Here is an 18290-nt window from a genome sequence, read left to right as displayed (position 1 = left end):
GGCAACTGATACAGGAAGCCCAAATCGAGCTTTCGAAGGAAGGCAACGATGAAATTTTCTCCAGTAGTCGTTTAAGGATTGTCCATCTTATGACGACACCATCTAAGACTTAATCTGAATTTTTTGTAGGAATGGATAATCAAAAAGTGACTCTAAGTCTTTTAAAAATCCTTTTTGATCTTTGAGAAAACCTTCGCTTAGAACTGTCATGGCACTCATGACACGGCTTAATCGTTGGTAATCTACAAGTCTTTCCCGAACAAGCAAAGATGGACCATAAAGCAGCCACAAGAAGTGATCTTGTTCTTCTTTGTCGTAATTTCTCGTTTCGCTCATCATTTTTACCAAGGAGTAAAACCCTGCGCTTGTCGTCGGTCCAACGTCAACAGCATCTTTACACGTAAAGCTGAAAAAGTCGGGCTTGACAAGGTCAAGGATTTTTAGCATGAGAAACTGGTAGAAAATTTCGATAAAATCCAGACGCTCTCTTCTAGAAAGAGACTCTTTTGACCCAAAGACTCGTTTGTGAATCAAAGGTAATATCTTCTCAATAAACCCATCGAGTTCCTGTCTCGGAATCCGATTGGCAAAAAAGAATCCACACTCTTCATTTGAAGCAATTTGATCTCGAACCAATGTGAGAAAATCGTTTACATCAGTTAAATCTTTATAGGCATCTGTTTGAAAGTAGAAATCAGTTTTTTTGGGCAGTGTCACAAGGATAAGCTGGTTTGTATATTCAGCTCGACGAGAAAGTTCCTCAAGAGCTTGACACCGAGCATGCTCTTCCCAAGATGTGCGATCTTGCAAATTGAAAAGGAGATGACACCCCTTTCCTTTTTTCTGATCTAAGTAGCGCAAGTATCCCTTGAACTCTTCGATAATCTCAGCTTTATTGATGTGGTCATGAAATGTTGGACAAGGCAAACGTAAACATTTGGAATCAAACGATTGACTTGAAAACATAAACTGCAAAGAAGGCTGATTTCCCTGATAAATGGGATCAAACCCTTCTTTTTCATCTCTTTCGCGGAAAACATCAAGCGTTTTAAAGAGCGGTCCACTGGGATACCTTTTGAGAACGCTTGACACAACATCGTGGATGTCGAGCAAGTCGTTCCAAAAGGTTAGCGGGTCGCTTGTCTCACCTCGTGCAATCTCTTGGCCCCCATAGCCTTTTTTAATCAAATCGTGGATGTAGTCAATTAAGTCGTTGCGTTTTCCCACGCGAACGAAAAACGCAAAGCAAAATGCATGAACAAGATGCACTAAAGCCCGCGAAAGTTTATCGGTTTCATTCAAAGAATGAGAAATCAACCGGATATAATCTGCAGATGTGAGGATTTCCCTTAAAAAATACTGGAAATCGTGAAAGTAACGGGTACAAGTCTTTCCAATTGAGTGTTGAAGTAAATTGCGAGGATTGGATGCTAGTAGGAGCGACATCGTCACTTTGTTCATCGTTTGAATGATTGGAATGTCCTGATGTTGCATCGCATCGACATAAAAGTCGTCTAGCTCATCTTTGATATCTTCTCGAATTTCATTTGCAACAACTTGCGCTTCCTTATCGACTAAGATATTGACACGCAATAAGGGATCTTCCCCTTCTGCAGCGCTGATGACTTCATCGAAATCGCTGACAAGTTTGATGTGGCGCAGTAAGTTCCGGTTGAAAAATGGTTTTCCATCGTCTTGTCGGATATAGAATAGTTCGTACTCTCGATCTCTTTTGACTGTCTCTAAATCCTTTAAGCCAAGTCGTTCAATATCTACGGTAGGATCTTCAACTCCCCATTCTTCTTCCCAAGCTTCTTCTGATGCCAGGACTTCTTGGAACCGTTTCACAATCTTATTGAGGTAAAACTTTCTAAGATCCTTGTACTCTGAAATCTCTTCAAGTTGTCCTTCTTCGTATGTGTGTTTGAAAATGGAGGTGCATTTTCCCAGTTTGTCGGCAGCTTCCCCAGCAAGCACCATAATCGCTTTGACACCACGTTGCATTTCAACGTCTTGCAACTGTTCTTTTTCTTTCTGATAAATATGTTGGAGATATTTATGAACTGTCTTAAAAGTTCCTTTGACTGTCTTGAGCGTTTCTTCTTTTTCTGTTTGTTTAAGATTCTTAAACTTTTGCAGATTTCCTTTTACACCACGCTCAACACCTTCTGCTGTTGATTCGACGTCAACCTCGGCGATGCTAGACAGATTGTCTACTGCATCCATAATGGTCATATCATCTGACTTTGAGCCCTTCTTCATAGCGCTGCCTTCTTTTTGCGGTCCCCTAAATTTATTATGAACCGACTTCTCTTTTATTATCAATTTTAATTATAAAATAATAATAATTAAAAGTTTAGTATAAACTAATAAAAATTAATTAATTATGAAATATTAATATACAAACTATTAATTATAAGAAACTTACTGAATTGTAATTTCCCGTTGAACGACATTGAAAAAGCCCGGAACGAGCTTGTCATTCTTATCGATCAGCTCCAATTTGAGCTGATGGGTCCCTTTTGGGAGTCCATAAAGATAGTAGGGAGACCACTTCGTGAGGGTACGCGCCAAGTTCCCATCTATATATAGGCGAACCTTGTACCCATCTGGCGAAAGCTCACAATTAGAGAGGAAAAAATCGAGCAATATAGGGTCTGCCTCGTGTAAAGGATATCTTCCCTGAGGTTCATTATAGGTTAGATAGGGCTTCGTCAGGTCGACCTCGAGATTATCGGACTTTTTTCGGTCTTGGAAATAAAAAATCTCTGCAGCAAGCACCCATCTCCCTTCAAACTTTCTCCATAAGAGCGCGCTGGAAAGGCACGTATGACGTGTTGACCAGGTTTGAGGTTGAAGGGAATCGCAAAACTCATGATTTTATCATAAAATTCCCGATTCTCATCGAAAGAATCTTCAACAGCTTGGTGAAAAGCAAGATAAGGTTCATTATCGATGATGACATGAATGCTCTGACCTTCGGGATCATTGAATATCTGTCCTGCTCGGTCATTTTGAGTCATGGTTCCTAATGGAAAACCTTCAATCCGCATCTGAACGTTTACGGGATTTTTCCGTTTGTTTTCATAAGGTCTAGGAAATATCAACCTAAGCACGATCGTGTTAGACTCCGGCGATGACGTAACGGGAACCACTCGTAGCTCTTTATCTTTCGCAAAGCCAAGGGAACAAGACAGAAAAAGGAAGGATAGCAACAGTTTCTTCACCATGAACCTATCCATAATCAAGAGTGCAATTATTTTCTAGCCGCACTTTTGAAAAAAACCGCCCCTACGATTAGCGCCACCATTGCAACAGCTCCGGCAAGCAAATTGGTCCAGGAAAAAGCGAGTGCCGTTGCCTCGTACAAGCTTGATTTGACAAGGTTAGCAATGGGAGGGGTCAGCTTCTCCATTGCTTCCACAGATGTGGGAAGATCAGCAAGGTATCCATCATAGAGGGAAGGATCGAGCTTGTTTGTCAATCGATTTGCTTTCAGGAATTTGCCAAAGGCATCTTGTTGAATATTGTACTGCAGAGCGCCCAAGATCGCCACACCAATCGTGGCTCCAGTAAACCGGATCATATTATACATCCCTGTCGCAACCCCTGTTTTATTTTTGGGAACACTCCCAAGAGTTGTGGTACTTGCAGGTGTCATGACAAAAGCAATGCCTGATCCAAAAGCAAGAAGCGCTGGAACCAAAAGGTGGATATCATGCGACCTTGAAAATAAAAAAAACCAAAGAAAACAAAAGATCGCCAAGCTAAAGCCAATCACAATCGGAAGGCGCGGACCAAAATGATCGTTAATCGTTCCGCTAAGAGGCGCAACGATGATCAAGGGAATCGTCGCAAGAGCAGTGTAAAGTCCTGCATCAATGGGTGAAAAGCCCAAGACCTTTTGAAAAAAAATCGGCCAAAACACAGTGATCATTAAAACAAATTGAGAACAAAAGATCAGGGTAGTTCCACTAATAAAAATGGGATTTTTAAACAAATTGAAGTCAAAAAAAGGCTCCTGAGCAAAACGATCTAAAAAGCGAGCTGCAAGAATAAACACTACTGCAAAGAAAAAAAGCGCCAGTATGATGGGAGAACTCCACCCCCAACTCTTTCCTTGCATTAAAGCCAGGGTTAAACAGAAAAGACCAATAGAGGTCGTGATGAACCCAATAAAGTCAAACTTTTCATCTAGTTTTTTAGATTTTGGAACCGATTTCATCGTCAAAATGATTCCCAATGTGGCAATGGGAAGATTGCACCAAAACGACCATCTCCATGAGAAAAGCTCAGTAAAAAGCCCTCCAATAAAAGGTCCAATCGAGAGAAATAGAGAAGCAATTGCCACCATAATTCCAATGGCTTTCCCCCTCTGCTTTAACGGAAAGGCATGGATTAAAATCGACATAGCTGCAGGCGACATCATCGCGCCCCCCATTCCTTGAATGCCACGACTCAAGATAAGCCACCAACCCGTTTGAGCTAGTCCCCCACTGATTGAAGCGCACGCATAGACGATCATCCCCATGCAAAAAAAACGGCGGTGGCCAAACAAATCTCCCAAACGGCCTCCTGCGATGACAAAAACTGCTGTGGCCAGTAGATAACTATTGATGATCCACTGAAGGGTCACCGGAGTGACTAGCAGCTGTCTTTCAATCGTCGGAAGGGCAATTGGTAACAGAGTCGTATTAAGAAAGACCATCGAAATCGCACATGTCATTGAGAACAATACTAACAGTCGTTCTTTTGTCCATGCCACGTCCAAATTGACTTACCTCACGGGTTTGGGTTATGATAGCTCTACAGATGAAACTTCATACATATAGTAAATTTTTACTTTTTCTCCTCCTCTTTTTTGGTGTCGAGCGGCTTTGCCATCGAGCAACAGATGGGTTTGCCATGGTCAATGTCTACCCACCTAAGGGGGATTACTCATATTGGGAAACAGAAGAACCCTTTCCAATTGCCACCACCACCTTAGAAAAGCCCTTTCACTACCTCAATTCAGGAAGCCAAAGTTATGTTTTTCTCTCAGAAGATGGGGAGACCGTTTTAAAGCTCTTCAAATTCCAACATATGCGCGTTCTCCCCTGGCTTGACCTTCTCCCCTTGCCCAACTATTTTTCTAGTATGCGGAACAAGAAGCGAGCTCAAAAAAGAGCGGTGTTAGAATGTACGTTGAGTAGCTATCAAATTGCTTTTGAAAATCTGCGCGAAGAAACAGGCATCCTCTACTTTTCAACCCGCCTAGGGAAGAAAGTCACCATTTACGACAAAATTGGCAAAAAGCACACCGTTGACTTAAGCAAAACACCTTTTGTTCTGCAGAAAAAAGCCTCTCTCGTTTATGACACGATTGACAATTGGATGAACCTAGGACAGAAAGAAAAGGCCGAGCAAGGTCTGAGAGATCTACTTCATCTCGCTTTAGTCCGGTGTCAAAAAGGAATTTTTGACAAAGACCCCGATTTCTCTACAAACTTTGGCTTTGTCAACCACCACCCAGTTCAAATCGATGTGGGCCGTCTCTCTCTAGATGATAAGGAAAAAAAACCCGAAGTTTATCAAGACGAAATGATTCGTATCACTCGAGATTTGCAAGAGTGGATTGCCCAAAACCACCCTGGCCTCCTGCCTTTTTTTGATGAAGAAATTGAAAGAATAACTACTAAGTCTTTAAACTAATCCTTCTTTCCTTTATAATTATTGCATTCCTTTTATAGATATTTGGAATCTGATGAAAAATTATAAAATCAAACTGCTGCTAGTCATCTTTTCTCTACTTGTTTTGATTCTACCAGGCTGTAGCAAACAGCTTTCTTCTAAAAAACCACGCAAATTTAAAGAAGTTCGCACCAACTTTATCTACAGCCCTTTTACCTTAGATCCACGCAAAAGTACTGACCCTGTTTCCAATGCCCTTCACTTCATGCTTTACGAAGGATTGACACGCCTTGAACCTGATGGCACGCTTTCTTTTGCCTTAGCAGATTCTATTGAAATATCTAAAAACCGCAGAGTTTACACTTTTTATCTTAGAGAGTCCTGCTGGTCTGATGGAACACCGCTTACTGCAGACGACTTTGCCGCTTCCTGGAAAGCGCTTCTCTCGCCAGACTTTCCTTCGCTTACAGCTCATCTCCTTTTTCCTATTAAAAATGCAGCGCAGGCCAAAAAAGGGCTTTGCCCACTGCAAGATGTTGGCGTCTATGCGACTGATGAATCGACCTTAATCGTCGAGCTCGAAAGGCCCACCCCCTACTTTATGGAGCTAACTGCTTATGCAACGTTCTTCCCCGTTCCGCAAGGAGGAAAAGAAGTTGAACTTCCCAAAAAAAGCTCCCCCATGCTCATTTCGAACGGACCTTTTGAACTCGCATCTTGGAAAAGTGATGATGAAATTGTCGTTCGAAAAAATGATTATTTTTGGAATGAAAAAGCTGTAAAGATTGACCTTCTGCGCATGACCATGATTGCCGATGAAGGAACAGCCCTTAATCTTTTTGAAAAAGGAGACCTCGATTGGATTGGTGGTCTCATTTCCCCTCTCCCTCTCGATGCTGTCTCTTCTCTCAGTCTTATTGAAGAAATTCAAATGCGACCCATAGCAGGAACGAACTTTTGCGCCTTTAATACAACACTCTCGCCCTTCAATAACATCCATATACGCAAAGCTTTTGCATACGCGATCGATCGTCAACTTATCATCGATAATGTCACCCAGATGTTCGACGAAGTCGCCACTGGTCCTGTCCCTTCTGTCTTAAAAGACTATGAAGAAAGCCGTTTTTTTAATGACGCAGATCGAGAAGAGGCTCGAAAAGAATTTGCTTTAGGACTCGAAGAACTCGGAATGAAAAAAGCAAACTTTCCCAAACTCACCTATTCATTTTTCTCTTCTGAACTCCAAAAGAAGCTTGCTTTAGCCCTTCAAAGCCAATGGAGAGAGGTTTTAGGTATTGAGGTTTCTCTAGAGTCTTCTGAACTCAAGGTTTTCTTAGATAAACTCCGTCAGCGGAACTTTGAATTTGCACAAATGTCTTGGGTCGCTCAATTTTATGACCGTATGAGCTTTCTTGAACGCTTTTTAGAAAAAGATACCTACCGTAACTATAGCGCTTGGGAAAATGTCCGTTTTCAACAGCTCATTCGCAGCTCTTTTTCTGTGATTTCTCCAGAAAAAAGAGCTCATATCCTCGAACAAGCAGAGCAGCTCATTGCAGAAGAAATGCCCATTGCTCCGCTCTATCATTACAACGCTCTCTACCTCAAAAACCCCAACTTGAAAAATGCCCAAATTTCTCCATTGGGTCATGTTGATTTTCGCTACTCTGACATTAACTAAATATAAAATTTGTCTTAATGGTTTACAAATAATCCGCACTTGTATAGCTTGCTGAAATTTACATCCAATAGGAGGGTGTGATGAAGAAAATTGCCATTATATTTGCTCTTCTAGCTTGCTTAGCGATGGGGTGCCATTCTTCACCAAAGAAGACTAAGCAAATGCTGCGTATCAATTTCCTTAGTGATCCTCCCACTTTAGATCCACGCAAAGGGGGTGATCCCACCTCTTCAACAGTCCAGTTCATGCTTTTCGAAGGGTTGACGCGCATGTCCCCTCATTCTTCTGCAGAACTTGGATTAGCAAAAAAAATCACAACATCTAAAGATCGAACTGTCTATACCTTCCATTTACGCGAAACCTATTGGTCTGATGGCCAACCTGTTACGGCATATGATTTTGAAGCTGCTTGGAAAAAGATGCTAGACCCGGCTTTTCCGGCTCCGAATGCTAACCTTCTCTACCCCATCAAAAACGCCAAAGCTGCCAAAGAAAACCTTATTCCTCTCAATGAAGTCGGTGTCCGTTCTCGAGATGCCCAAACATTTGAAGTGACTCTAGAAGGTCCCACTCCCTATTTTTTAGAATTGATCGCATTTTGCGTCTTTTTTCCCGTTCCTTCTCACGTTGTAGAATCTCATCCAGAGTGGGCCGATAAAGTTGGTCCTCAACTTATTACAAACGGTCCTTTCATTTTAAAAGAGTGGAAAATTCACGATAGGCTGATTCTTGAAAGAAATCCCGCTTACTGGGAAGCTCATGAAGTGGGGCTGGACGGTATCCACATCTCACTGATCGAAAGCGAGTCGACAGCTCTGCAACTCTATGAAAGAGGCGAGCTCGACTTTCTTGGCCTCTTAACGCCACTACCACTTGATAGCATTCAAGACCTTAAACAAAAAGGGCTGCTCAAGAAAAATCCTTTAGGAGCCACAACTTACTGCAGTTTTAACGTCAACCACTATCCCTTCAACAATCCTAATATTAGGAAAGCTTTTGCGTATGCTATCAACCGTGATGCCATTGTAAAACACACGACACAACTTGATGAAGAAGTTGCAAGCGGCCCCATTCCGTCTATCTTAAAATATCATATGAAAGAGACGTTTTTTGCTGATGCAAATGACCAATTGGCTCGCTACCATCTGCGCAAGGGGATGCAGGAATTGGGGCTTCAAAAAAATGATTTAAGCAAAATCACATTCATGTACCTTGAAGGAGATGCTCCCAAAAAAGTCGCTCAAGCCCTCCAACAACAGTGGAATAAAGTTCTTGGCATCCAGGTCAATTTAGAGTGCTACACCTTCAAAGTTTACCTCGATAAACTTATACGCCGCGACTATGAATTTGCCTTCACTCGCTTTGTGATCCAATACAACGACATTATGAACATCCTCGACCTCTACAAGTTTAGTGGCAACCCCAAAAATTATCCTGGATGGGAAAATTCTGAATATACCAAACTTTTAGATGACTCCATGCGCATTGAAAGCCCAACAAAGCGAATTGCTTTCTTGCGACAAGCCGAAGAAATTTTAACAAATGAAATGCCCATCGCACCGATTTACCATTGGAATCAAGTCTACTTAAGTCAGTCTCGATTGAAGGGAATGTACATCTCCCCTATTGGCTCAATCCACCTTGGGAAAGCCTACCTGGAGGCTGAATGAAAATTGACTTTCTGAAAATTAAATCGGGATTTAACGCTCCAAAAGGTAATAAACAAGGCTTTGATTCCTACGTCACGTCCATTGAACGACTTGTAAAAGAGATGATTCCACAAGATCTATTTGACACTGAGGTTGCGCCACCACATTTCCTTTCGTATGAATCGTATTTTCAAAAATTAGGAGAATCTCTTCCGCTTATTCAATGGTCCTCGATTGAAGAAGCTCCGTGCAGTGTGTCAATTGCTATTCTCTGCAGCGCCGAATACACACATGGGACTGGACGGTTTTTCCTAGACACCATGGCTCGCAATCTGATTCCAGGAAAGCAACTTCCTATTACAGCCATTCGCTCGCTCAATTTTCGGTTCATCATCCATCCAAAAGACCGCTACTTTATCACTGAAATCTACATCGATATCGAAAACGAACGAGACCTCCATCAAATCAGGCAAACACTTCCCCGTCTAGCTGAGGAAGTTCGGTTGACTTTACTTGCGACCCAACATGCCCGAAAACTCGTTTTATCCAAGCCTTTGACAATGGATGAAAAGCGCATGGTTCTATTAGAAAACCTTTCGTCTCTTGTGAAAAAACCTGATGATCAGCATGACCCGAATATCCTAGAAGAAACGCACCATCTCCTCCTAAAAGTGGCGCATCAAGAAACGCCTACCCAAATCCCTGACCACCTTCTTCCTCTGATTGAAGAACGTCCACAAGCCTTTGATCACAACATGTTCCAAGGCATTCAATCTCTGATCTTGATGTTTGGAGAAAACATGATATCGAAAAGAGATGTTGGACATCTCTATCGCACCTTGTCGTATTTATATCTCTTCCGAAAAAACATCAGCCATCGCCTCAAAATCAAGGGAAATGAGCATTTAATTTCAATCAAGGTCTTGCGAACAACTCTCACACCTAAAACCCCAGTTTTAGCTGTCTTGATCTGCCTCAATTTTAAGAGTGAACATGAAGATCTCGACCAGAAAAAGCTGATTCAAGTCATCCAATCACATTTACCTTACAGTCGTCTTGTCGAAGACTCACTCATTAGCTCAAAAGACAAAGATCGGATCTGCATGCTCTATTTGGAAATGGAACGAGAAGACGGCCGCCCCTTTGCTCAAGGTGATGTCAAGGAGCTCAAGAAAAAACTCCCCAAAGAGATCCACTCTCTCTACCGCTTTTCTGAAGTCCATCGTGCCCATGATGCCAATGAAGAAGAAGTTGTTCGCAATATTCTCACGCTTAGCAAAGAACTCAAAACTCCACAAGACCCGCCTCCAGTCATCATTCATTTTGCAAGTGAAACAGATGAAACTGTCACGTTCACGGTTATCTTAGTCTGCTTAAAGCCTAAAAAGATCCATTTTGAAAACAGCCCTCATATGAAGGTGCTTTCCCATCAAAACAAGATTGCAGGAATTCTCAATAAGCGTCACCTGCAACATGCGTATGTCCTAGAGCTTGAGCTAGACAAAGAGTCTTTCACTGATGAAAATGACAAGTTTAGCCTCTGTGAAGCACGAAAATCCATCCTCTCTTATTTGAAAAAATCTTTTGGACCTTTGCGAGACTTTAATAGCGGCATGATTGTCAAGCAGTACGAAAACTTATCTAAACTCAAAGCTGTTGTTCCCCCAACTCATCTTGTTGAAAAATTTTTCTACTCGATCTCTCCTGGCTACATGCAAAGTCTCCTCTCAACCGACACTCTCAAAATGCACTACGAAATGCTTCTAAAAAGCCTTGAAGTCTCTTTCGAAGAGATCCCCTATCACCTGATTTCAGACACAACAGATGAAGAGCTCCTTCTCGTGGTTAGCTCTCCCGTAGATGAACTCATCGACCAAATTAAACAAGAAACTGTCTCCCTCCTTTCCTCATCAACAAATCTCACGACAAGCGATGTCTCTGTCAATGGAATCCGAGCACTTGGCCTGATCTTCTCTGTTGAAGACCCAACACTTAGATAGACAAGAGTTTTTGAATCAAATCATTTCCCTTATCAAATCGCTTGACCCCAGTACAGCTCCAACTTTATAATTGCTGCGTATGAAAACAAAAATACTCCATCTACTCTGCGCATGCTCTCTCCTCCTCGCCTTCTCAGCTTGCGAAAGGCCAAAAGGATTTACCTTAAAGAAAATCCAATCCTACTATGATAATGACTCTCGTTGGGAAACAACTCCTCCTTCGCCCTCGCAGCAAGCCACACTCAAAGATCTCTTTGCGCACCCTTTCACCTATTTAGGAAGTGGGAACCACTGTTACGCCTTTCTTAGCGAAGATGGACAATACGTTTTGAAGTTTTTCAAACAAAAGCATATGCGCACCCAGTCTTTCATTGACTTTATCCCTATGCCCGCAAAAATGCTCCTCTACCCTAAGAAAAAGTATCTCCGCCGTAAAGGTGAGCGGGATAAATCCTTCACTAGTTACAAAATCGCCTACGAGCACCTTAAAAAAGAGACAGGGCTATTTTACTTGCACCTCAATAAAACCGATCTATTTCACCAAGAAGTCACCCTAATTGACCAAAATGGGGAAAAGCAGATCGTCCCCATAGATCAAATGGAGTTTCTGATTCAGAAAAAAGCTCAAGTTGGCTACAAAAGATTAGACACCCTTTTTTCCTTAGGAAAACGAGAAGATGCATTGGAAAGCATCGCTTCCCTTTTGACTGTCATCACAAGGAGGATGGAAAAAGGGTATTTTGATAAGGACCTTCAATTCTTCAAAAACTTTGGCTTCATCGGCAACCAAGCCATTGAAATTGACATTGGAGAACTGCGACCGCTAGAGAAACGTCAAAGTGCCACAGAAATGCGCGCCGAGCTGACTGAAGTCTCCCATCAACTGCTAGACTGGACTGTGAGCCATCATCCAGATTACGAATCTGATGTGGCGACCCTCATTAACGACATGATTAACCAAGTTCGAGAATAAGTATGAAGAAAAGGTTATTTATTTCTTGCGCTCTTTTTTCCCTTACACTTTTTGCCTGTCTATTTATTTATGTGAATTTTATCAAGCGAACCAAAGGGTTTTGCCTCAAAAAGATTGTTTCGTATCACGACTATCATCCCAAATGGGACATTGGCCCTTTAACTTCTGAGCAAACAAACCTCCTTGACCAAATCAGTTCTCAACCCTTTCACTATCTTGGAAGTGGTAAGGAATGCTATGCCTTCGAAAGTGAGGATGGGAAGCTAGTCCTCAAGTTTTTCAAGCAAAAGCATATGCACACCCGATCCGTCTACAACGTTTGGCCTTTCACAAAAATTCCCTACCTCAACGTGATTCAATCGGCAAAAGTAGAAAGACGCACGCATTTACGCAATCAAACATTCATGAGCTACATCATTGGGTACAACCATTTTCCCGAACGGACTGGCCTTCTCTACCTCCATCTAAATAAAACAAGCAACCTCGATCGAAAAGTCACGCTTTATCCCAAGAAAGGAGGAAAAGTCACCCTTAACCTTGATGAAATGGAATTTCTCGTTCAAAGAAAAGCCATCACAGTTTTGACCTACCTCGACAACCTCCTTCAAGAAAACAAAATTAAAGAGTGTAAACAGGCAATTGGCTCCATTCTCGACCTTCTCATTACGCGTAGCAAAAATGGTATCTCCGACTTCGACAATAACTGCAAGCGCAACATTGGGTTCATGGACGGACGTGCCTCCCTCATAGACGTTGGAGAATTCCGGTTAATTCCCCCAACTTATCCCACCGTAAGTGAATTCTATGGGGCCACTGACGATCTTAAGGACTTCCTTTCTGAGCGCCATCCAGAACTCGAAGAGTTTCTCGATGTTCAGATCCAAAAGAGACTCCGCCATGATTTTTAAAGATCGAACAGACGCTGGAGCAAAACTTGCAGAAAGCCTTAAAGAGTACAATGGCAACCCAGATGTCTTGATCTTAGGTCTTGCGCGTGGGGGTGTCGTTTTAGCAGCTGAAATCTCCCGGATTTTAGAGTTGCCCTTCGATCTCGTCATGACCCGAAAAATTGGAGCCCCTTTTTATCCGGAGCTTGCCATAGGGGCCATCACAGAAACAGGAAAGGGTTACTTCAATGAATCGCTGATTCAGGCACTTGGTGTTTCCAAAAACCATATTGATGAAACCATTCAGACTGAAAAGAAAGAAGCCGAAAGACGGCTAGCTCTCTATCGCAAAGAACGACTCGCACCTTCTCTCAAAGATAAAATTGTCGTTCTTGTTGATGATGGGATTGCAACAGGAGCCACCATGATGGCAGCCGCCCTCTCAGCCCAAAGCGATGGCGCCAAAAAAATTGTTGTCGCCATTCCCGTCGCTCCGCCAAGTTCTCTCGAATTTATAGATCCTGCTGTCGATCAAATCATTTGTTTAAATCCAACTGAAGACTTCATGGCCGTCTCCCAATTTTACGAGACGTTTCACCAAGTCGAAGACGCTGAAATCCTTGCGCTTCTTCATTGATTTTTACCCCAAAACCGAGTAAACTCTCCTATATTAGGTGATCAATGACACACTCCATTCAAACTCAAAAAAGTTCTTTTCATAGAGAGTTAGAAGACAATGCCCAGGTTCAGAAACAGCTCTATGTATGGAGTGGAATGAAAATGCTAGAAAACCAACTTTCTCAGATTCATCCAGTCACACCAGATGCTACTCTGCTCAGCCATTTAAACAATCTTTTGTCAAATCTAAAATTTCCTCCGAATTCGGAGGAAACTCATGGTCGAGATCACTACTCAAACAACTGGCTCTTTAACCATTCGCTCGGTTGAGGAACTTTTAAAACTTTCAAATGACTTCGGCAAACAACTTGCAAACCTTTCAGGAAGTTTGTGGCTTTGGCGCATTTCAGCAGTGACTTCGCTTGCTGTTGGTGTCCTGACCACAATTACTGCAGCAACATCATCTGATTCAGATGAGCGCACTTTTGCTATTTTAGTCACTGGGTTATCAACGGTCTTTTTTGTGTATTCTCTGATTCGTTGGTCTAGCATCTCGGGTCAAATTTCAAATGTAAGTTTTTTACATCAGCGATCCATCGAGCTGCTGAACAACACCTATTAAAATTTCTTCAGGTTCGACTAAGTCGCAACCTGGAAAAAACATTCAATAAAAGGAGGAAACAATGTCTACAAAAGGCGCTATATGGGCTAATATGATTCAAGCTAACCAAACAGCTGAAATCTTAGGTCAATGGTCTACACTCTCAAAGAGTCAACTTTCAACCTTAGCTACTTCTTTTGCAACACAGGCTGCAGATCTTAGTACTCGCTACAATTTAAGCATAATTGCAACCATTTCAATGCTCGCATTGAGTTCCATCACGTTCTTAGTCACCCATTATAGTGAAAGCGAGAATGTCAAAAAATATGGATATAAAGCCTCAGGCGGATGCTTTTTACTTGCATGTGCTGCAGCAACGTTACTGGTTGATACCTACCTAAAAATTTCAAACGCACAACTATGGCAGCAACGCGCGATAGAACTTATCAACACGCATGTTTAAAAAAAATTTCCAAGATGTTAAGCTTTGAAACATGTCTCAATACAAAGAACACTCAAAGTTTAACATCTTCATAGCCTTACCGGTGCTACTTGCAGCAGCCTTTTACTTTCTCCATCCCCATTATTATTTACTGCTCACCTTCGCGGGAACGTTTACTTACAGCACCCTCTTCATGAGCCCCGACATGGATCTTGCTTATCAAATCCGCCTTTTTTCCCTGCGTGGTTTCTTTAGCCTTCCATTCCGTTCGTACGCGCAGTTTTTCAGTCACCGTGGATTATCGCATCATGTTATTTTTGGATCAGCAACACGTATCCTTTGGCTCGCAGCTTGGGGCTGCTTAGTCTTTTTTGCCATCTACAAAGCCTTGCCGACTCAGTCATCCTTGATCAAGTTTTACAAGCGGCATGAGCTTTACATTTTATATGGACTGGCTGGAGTTTGCCTTGCCGACTGGTGCCACCTCCTTCTCGACCGAAAGGAGCTGAAAAAGAAAAAGAGACGACGATGAAGCAACCTGATCCTCTTGTCCTCAAAAAACTCACTAAGAAGTACGGCGCAAAAACAGCAGTTGATGAAGTCTCTTTTTCGATCAAGCCCGGAGAGGTTTTTGGTCTTCTTGGCCCGAATGGTGCAGGGAAAACGACGATCATTTCAACGATCATGACCCTCCAAAACGCGTCTAGTGGCTCTGTTGAAGTCTTCGGAGTTAACCCTGAAATCAAGCCCAGAGTTGCCAAAGCGCTCATTGGTTATGTCCCTCAAGAACTCGTGCACCATGGCTTTTTCAATGTGGAGCAAGTTCTCGACTACCATGCCCAGTATTTCGGAATCCGAAAGAAGGCTAGCGATATTTCTTACCTCTTGCACAAACTCGACCTTTATGTTCACCGCAAGAAAATGGTGAATCAACTCAGCGGTGGAATGAAAAGACGACTCATGATTGCTAAAGCACTCATTCATGAGCCTAAACTGCTTCTTCTAGACGAACCCTCAGCAGGTGTCGATCTCGAATTGCGTAATTCCCTCTGGGAATTCATTCACGAACTCAAAAACAAAAACATTTCGATCTTGCTCACCACTCACTACCTTGAGGAAGCCGAGCAGTTATGTGATCGGATTGGGATTCTGCAACATGGAAGACTTAGGCGAGTCGATAAGGTCGATACTCTCCTCGAACAACATTCCTCAAAGCGTATTTCGCTCATGCTTAAAACCCCAAAAACATCATTTTCCCATGACCTCCTCGAATCAACCGATGCCTTCAATCTTCACTTCCGAGTTCCTCCGAAAATGGGCATCCAAGAACTTTTAGCCAAAATCGCCATCCCATATGATGAAGTTCTCAATCTCCAAGTCCAACCCGGAACACTAGAAGATGTGATGGAAAATATCTTAAACAGCGAGGAGAAATGAGCACTCTCATTCAAGTGAAAGGACTTTTTATCCGCGAAATCGCCCGTTTTTTCAAAGTTCCCCTCCAAACGATTGGTGCGCCGATTGTCAATGCAGCGCTTTACTTAATGATCTTTGGGGTCAGTTTGGGCAATTCGATTCGCTCTCCCGATGAGATTCCCTACCTAGCCTTTCTCATTCCAGGGTTAATTGCGATGTCAGTGATCAAAAATGCATTCGACAACTCAACGATGGCTATCATGGGTCCCAAATACGTCAATGAACTTCAAGATCTGCGAACCGTTCCCCTTTCGCGTCAACAGATTGTTTGGGCAAAAACCTTCGCCTCACTTGTCAGGGGATTGCTTGTTGGACTGATCACTTATCTTGTCGGCCAAACATTTTTCTTCTTCTCAGATGGACAAGTTCTTACCATTGCGCATCCCTTTATTTTGGCCTACTTTCTCCTGATCGGAGGGCTTTCTTTTGGCTTTCTAGGTGTGGCGATCGGCATGTTGTCGCGCAGTTTTGAACATGTAGGCGCTGTAAGCGCTCTGATTCTTCTCCCGCTCATCTACCTTGGAGGTGTCTTCTTCACCTTGAAGAATCTCCACCCATTTTGGCAAACAGTCTCGCTCTTCAACCCTCTCTTCTACATGATCAATGGGGTACGCGAAGGCATCTTAGGAAGTACAGATATCAACTTCCTCCCTTCGGCAATTGTAGCCTTTGCACTTTTCCTTGTGACCTATTTTTGTGCTGATCTAAGTCTAAGGAAAGGCACCCGCTACTTACGTTAAGACCTTTTGGATTGTCCTGAAAAACTCGTTCTTGGGCTCTTATTTTCTAATCCAAGAAAATCCTGTCTTCTCCTCTTATTTCCTGATAGGTGAGCAACACTATTAGCCTCTTTAGTTGCTATAGCTTCTGATCCTAAAATATTTTGGGAAATTTCATAAATTTGAGCGGCACTATATCTTTGGTCTGCTGGCTGCGCCTTAAGTTCAAGACAAAGGTTCACAAAATCCCACAATAATCTCTTCTCAGAATCTGGAATCCGAGCACTACTTAGTACGGCATGAAAAGCATTTCTATAAAAGCCATCTTGTGGATACACTCCAATCCGCTCACGCTGCGTGCTTGATCCAGGCCAAAAAAATGCTCTATGATTACACTCAGTCCCATAAACTCTTAACTCATCATCACTGAATTTACCGGTTCTGCCGCTCGCTTCGACATATGTAGGTCTTAGCATTTCCAAAACTTTGTGAAGCTCGTTTTGTCCTTGTCTATGAGAGATATTTTTATTCAAATATCGCCTTACACAATTTAAGCCCACTATTGAGAAGGCATATATATCTCCAGAGCTGTTCTGCTGTCCGACGCGAAGCCTTTGGTTAATTAAACTCTGCTCAGGAGAGCCAAATGCTCTAGGATCAAGATACTCAGGCGTCCCATGTGTCCACCTTACTTTATTAGGATCTGATATTAAATCGGGATCGATGAGTACGGGAAAATTCTCTGTATTTAGAATGTTGGCTTCCTTTACATCCCTATGAATAAAGCCATTCGCATGATATCCTTCAAGTGCGTTTGCAAGAAGGCCTAGCTTGTGAATAAGGTCCCGAGCACTTTTAAACTTCGTGTCAACAAGATGTCTCCCTTGATAATGATCCATGATCGCTGTCGCATGGCCTGAGGTTAAGCGAGAGGTATGAGTATAGGAAGCAATACTTCGTTGTTTTTTTGGCGAAACGTTTCCTCGAATATGATCGACACATCTCTTAACAGGAGAAAACCCAGGGCCGTTGGGCCGAATATTCACCTTTCTAACCATATCCGTAGGTTGGTCAGAAATAGGGTCTGCATCGCCAAAAGAGATAATTGGTCCGTTTCTAACTTCTCCAAAAGTACCCTCTCCGACTTTTCCTCGAATGATTTGAAAAAAGTCTCCATTCACATAAATATCATACGGAAATGAAGGAGATGCCTGGAGCATGAAGGTCTCAGAACTCGATAAAAGAGCTCTTGCAGATTGGATCTTTTCTAAGATTTGTGAAGCATGCTCTATTCCCACTTCTGGACATTGTGCCATTAGTTTTTGAGCTAATACTTCATTTTGATCCAGAATTTGCTCGTCCACAGAATCTTCTTCTGACAGAGGACTAGGAGGAAGCTCTAATAGCTCCTCACTTAAATCGAGACAACCGCGATATAATGGAAAATTACCTGAACAGGATAAATCTAACTCGTATGACATGTTATTTCTCCCCTAACTTTAAAACAAATATTATAACACAAAAAATGTTTTATTTATAAATAAAATTTAAATTACTTATTAATAACAACTTAA

Annotated in this window: 17 protein-coding genes; 12 read left to right on the top strand and 5 right to left on the bottom strand. The window is 42.3% G+C overall.

The features are described 5' to 3' along the window. Nucleotides 1-102: 102 nt before the first annotated feature. The 4 genes from ACOOFG_RS05580 to ACOOFG_RS05565 form a co-directional block, all read right to left on the bottom strand. Nucleotides 103-2262, bottom strand: coding sequence for a hypothetical protein (locus ACOOFG_RS05580; protein ID WP_420422653.1), 2160 nt, complete (start codon nucleotides 2260-2262; stop codon nucleotides 103-105). A 162-nt stretch (nucleotides 2263-2424) separates the two neighbouring features. Further along, the gene (locus ACOOFG_RS05575) at nucleotides 2425-2574 is read right to left on the bottom strand and encodes a hypothetical protein (RefSeq protein WP_420422652.1); all 150 of its coding nucleotides are present in this window, start codon (nucleotides 2572-2574) and stop codon (nucleotides 2425-2427) included. Between the two features lie 140 nt (nucleotides 2575-2714). Beyond that, entirely contained in the window at nucleotides 2715-3230 is a 516-nt protein-coding gene (locus ACOOFG_RS05570; RefSeq protein ID WP_420422651.1) for a hypothetical protein, read from the bottom strand. A gap of 26 nt (nucleotides 3231-3256) precedes the next feature. Then, nucleotides 3257-4726 carry a DHA2 family efflux MFS transporter permease subunit gene (locus ACOOFG_RS05565; RefSeq protein WP_420422650.1) on the bottom strand — a complete coding sequence of 490 codons (1470 nt, stop codon included), beginning with the start codon at nucleotides 4724-4726 and terminating at the stop codon, nucleotides 3257-3259. Between the two features lie 71 nt (nucleotides 4727-4797). Between ACOOFG_RS05565 and ACOOFG_RS05560 the strand changes: the two genes are divergently transcribed. The 12 genes from ACOOFG_RS05560 (at nucleotide 4798) to ACOOFG_RS05505 (ending at nucleotide 16737) form a co-directional block, all read left to right on the top strand. Next, nucleotides 4798-5691 carry a hypothetical protein gene (locus tag ACOOFG_RS05560; RefSeq protein WP_420422649.1) on the top strand — a complete coding sequence of 298 codons (894 nt, stop codon included), beginning with the start codon at nucleotides 4798-4800 and terminating at the stop codon, nucleotides 5689-5691. Between the two features lie 52 nt (nucleotides 5692-5743). Then, nucleotides 5744-7351, top strand: coding sequence for a peptide ABC transporter substrate-binding protein (locus ACOOFG_RS05555; RefSeq protein WP_420422648.1), 1608 nt, complete (start codon nucleotides 5744-5746; stop codon nucleotides 7349-7351). 80 nt (nucleotides 7352-7431) lie between these two features. Next, a complete protein-coding gene (locus ACOOFG_RS05550; protein WP_420422647.1) occupies nucleotides 7432-9021 on the top strand; it encodes a peptide ABC transporter substrate-binding protein in 1590 nt (529 codons plus the stop codon). Next, on the top strand, nucleotides 9018-11000 hold the full coding sequence (locus tag ACOOFG_RS05545; RefSeq protein ID WP_420422646.1) for a hypothetical protein: 1983 nt from the start codon (nucleotides 9018-9020) through the stop codon (nucleotides 10998-11000). Before ACOOFG_RS05550 ends, ACOOFG_RS05545 begins: the two co-directional genes overlap by 4 nt. Nucleotides 11001-11079: 79 nt before the next feature. Beyond that, complete coding sequence (locus ACOOFG_RS05540) at nucleotides 11080-11973, top strand: hypothetical protein (protein ID WP_420422645.1); 894 nt, start codon at nucleotides 11080-11082, stop codon at nucleotides 11971-11973. A gap of 2 nt (nucleotides 11974-11975) precedes the next feature. Then, nucleotides 11976-12881, top strand: coding sequence for a hypothetical protein (locus tag ACOOFG_RS05535; protein ID WP_420422644.1), 906 nt, complete (start codon nucleotides 11976-11978; stop codon nucleotides 12879-12881). Beyond that, nucleotides 12871-13497, top strand: a complete 627-nt coding sequence (locus tag ACOOFG_RS05530) for a phosphoribosyltransferase (RefSeq protein ID WP_420422643.1) — start codon at nucleotides 12871-12873, stop codon at nucleotides 13495-13497. The genes ACOOFG_RS05535 and ACOOFG_RS05530 overlap by 11 nt, the downstream gene beginning before the upstream one ends. A 258-nt stretch (nucleotides 13498-13755) precedes the next feature. Then, a complete protein-coding gene (locus tag ACOOFG_RS05525; RefSeq protein WP_420422642.1) occupies nucleotides 13756-14100 on the top strand; it encodes a hypothetical protein in 345 nt (114 codons plus the stop codon). 61 nt (nucleotides 14101-14161) lie between these two features. Next, entirely contained in the window at nucleotides 14162-14542 is a 381-nt protein-coding gene (locus ACOOFG_RS05520; protein WP_420422641.1) for a hypothetical protein, read from the top strand. 31 nt (nucleotides 14543-14573) lie between these two features. Further along, a complete protein-coding gene (locus ACOOFG_RS05515) occupies nucleotides 14574-15053 on the top strand; it encodes a DUF2227 family putative metal-binding protein (protein WP_420422640.1) in 480 nt (159 codons plus the stop codon). Further along, on the top strand, nucleotides 15050-15958 hold the full coding sequence (locus ACOOFG_RS05510) for an ABC transporter ATP-binding protein (protein WP_420422639.1): 909 nt from the start codon (nucleotides 15050-15052) through the stop codon (nucleotides 15956-15958). The genes ACOOFG_RS05515 and ACOOFG_RS05510 overlap by 4 nt, the downstream gene beginning before the upstream one ends. Continuing rightward, nucleotides 15955-16737 carry an ABC transporter permease gene (locus tag ACOOFG_RS05505; protein WP_420422638.1) on the top strand — a complete coding sequence of 261 codons (783 nt, stop codon included), beginning with the start codon at nucleotides 15955-15957 and terminating at the stop codon, nucleotides 16735-16737. Before ACOOFG_RS05510 ends, ACOOFG_RS05505 begins: the two co-directional genes overlap by 4 nt. Here the strand turns inward: ACOOFG_RS05505 and ACOOFG_RS05500 are convergent. Beyond that, the gene (locus ACOOFG_RS05500) at nucleotides 16734-18197 is read right to left on the bottom strand and encodes a hypothetical protein (protein ID WP_420422637.1); all 1464 of its coding nucleotides are present in this window, start codon (nucleotides 18195-18197) and stop codon (nucleotides 16734-16736) included. The genes ACOOFG_RS05505 and ACOOFG_RS05500 overlap by 4 nt on opposite strands. Nucleotides 18198-18290: the final 93 nt, after the last annotated feature.

Origin of the sequence: Simkania sp. (assembly GCF_965215465.1) — a bacterium.
Taxonomy (GTDB): Bacteria; Chlamydiota; Chlamydiia; order Chlamydiales; family Simkaniaceae; genus Simkania.
Note: the sequence above shows the minus strand (reverse complement) of the source record. Positions and strands in the feature narration are given on the sequence as shown.

What these genes read in the sequence shown, in the direction of transcription:
- ACOOFG_RS05580 (WP_420422653.1), bottom strand. Translation starts at nt 2,262, where the DNA reads ATGAAGAAGGGCTCAAAGTCAGATGATATGACCATTATGGATGCAGTA.
- ACOOFG_RS05570 (WP_420422651.1), bottom strand. Translation starts at nt 3,230, where the DNA reads ATGGTGAAGAAACTGTTGCTATCCTTCCTTTTTCTGTCTTGTTCCCTT.
- ACOOFG_RS05565 (WP_420422650.1), bottom strand. Translation starts at nt 4,726, where the DNA reads ATGACATGTGCGATTTCGATGGTCTTTCTTAATACGACTCTGTTACCA.
- ACOOFG_RS05560 (WP_420422649.1), top strand. Translation starts at nt 4,798, where the DNA reads ATGATAGCTCTACAGATGAAACTTCATACATATAGTAAATTTTTACTT.
- ACOOFG_RS05555 (WP_420422648.1), top strand. Translation starts at nt 5,744, where the DNA reads ATGAAAAATTATAAAATCAAACTGCTGCTAGTCATCTTTTCTCTACTT.
- ACOOFG_RS05550 (WP_420422647.1), top strand. Translation starts at nt 7,432, where the DNA reads ATGAAGAAAATTGCCATTATATTTGCTCTTCTAGCTTGCTTAGCGATG.
- ACOOFG_RS05545 (WP_420422646.1), top strand. Translation starts at nt 9,018, where the DNA reads ATGAAAATTGACTTTCTGAAAATTAAATCGGGATTTAACGCTCCAAAA.
- ACOOFG_RS05540 (WP_420422645.1), top strand. Translation starts at nt 11,080, where the DNA reads ATGAAAACAAAAATACTCCATCTACTCTGCGCATGCTCTCTCCTCCTC.
- ACOOFG_RS05535 (WP_420422644.1), top strand. Translation starts at nt 11,976, where the DNA reads ATGAAGAAAAGGTTATTTATTTCTTGCGCTCTTTTTTCCCTTACACTT.
- ACOOFG_RS05530 (WP_420422643.1), top strand. Translation starts at nt 12,871, where the DNA reads ATGATTTTTAAAGATCGAACAGACGCTGGAGCAAAACTTGCAGAAAGC.
- ACOOFG_RS05525 (WP_420422642.1), top strand. Translation starts at nt 13,756, where the DNA reads ATGGTCGAGATCACTACTCAAACAACTGGCTCTTTAACCATTCGCTCG.
- ACOOFG_RS05520 (WP_420422641.1), top strand. Translation starts at nt 14,162, where the DNA reads ATGTCTACAAAAGGCGCTATATGGGCTAATATGATTCAAGCTAACCAA.
- ACOOFG_RS05515 (WP_420422640.1), top strand. Translation starts at nt 14,574, where the DNA reads ATGTCTCAATACAAAGAACACTCAAAGTTTAACATCTTCATAGCCTTA.
- ACOOFG_RS05510 (WP_420422639.1), top strand. Translation starts at nt 15,050, where the DNA reads ATGAAGCAACCTGATCCTCTTGTCCTCAAAAAACTCACTAAGAAGTAC.
- ACOOFG_RS05505 (WP_420422638.1), top strand. Translation starts at nt 15,955, where the DNA reads ATGAGCACTCTCATTCAAGTGAAAGGACTTTTTATCCGCGAAATCGCC.
- ACOOFG_RS05500 (WP_420422637.1), bottom strand. Translation starts at nt 18,197, where the DNA reads ATGTCATACGAGTTAGATTTATCCTGTTCAGGTAATTTTCCATTATAT.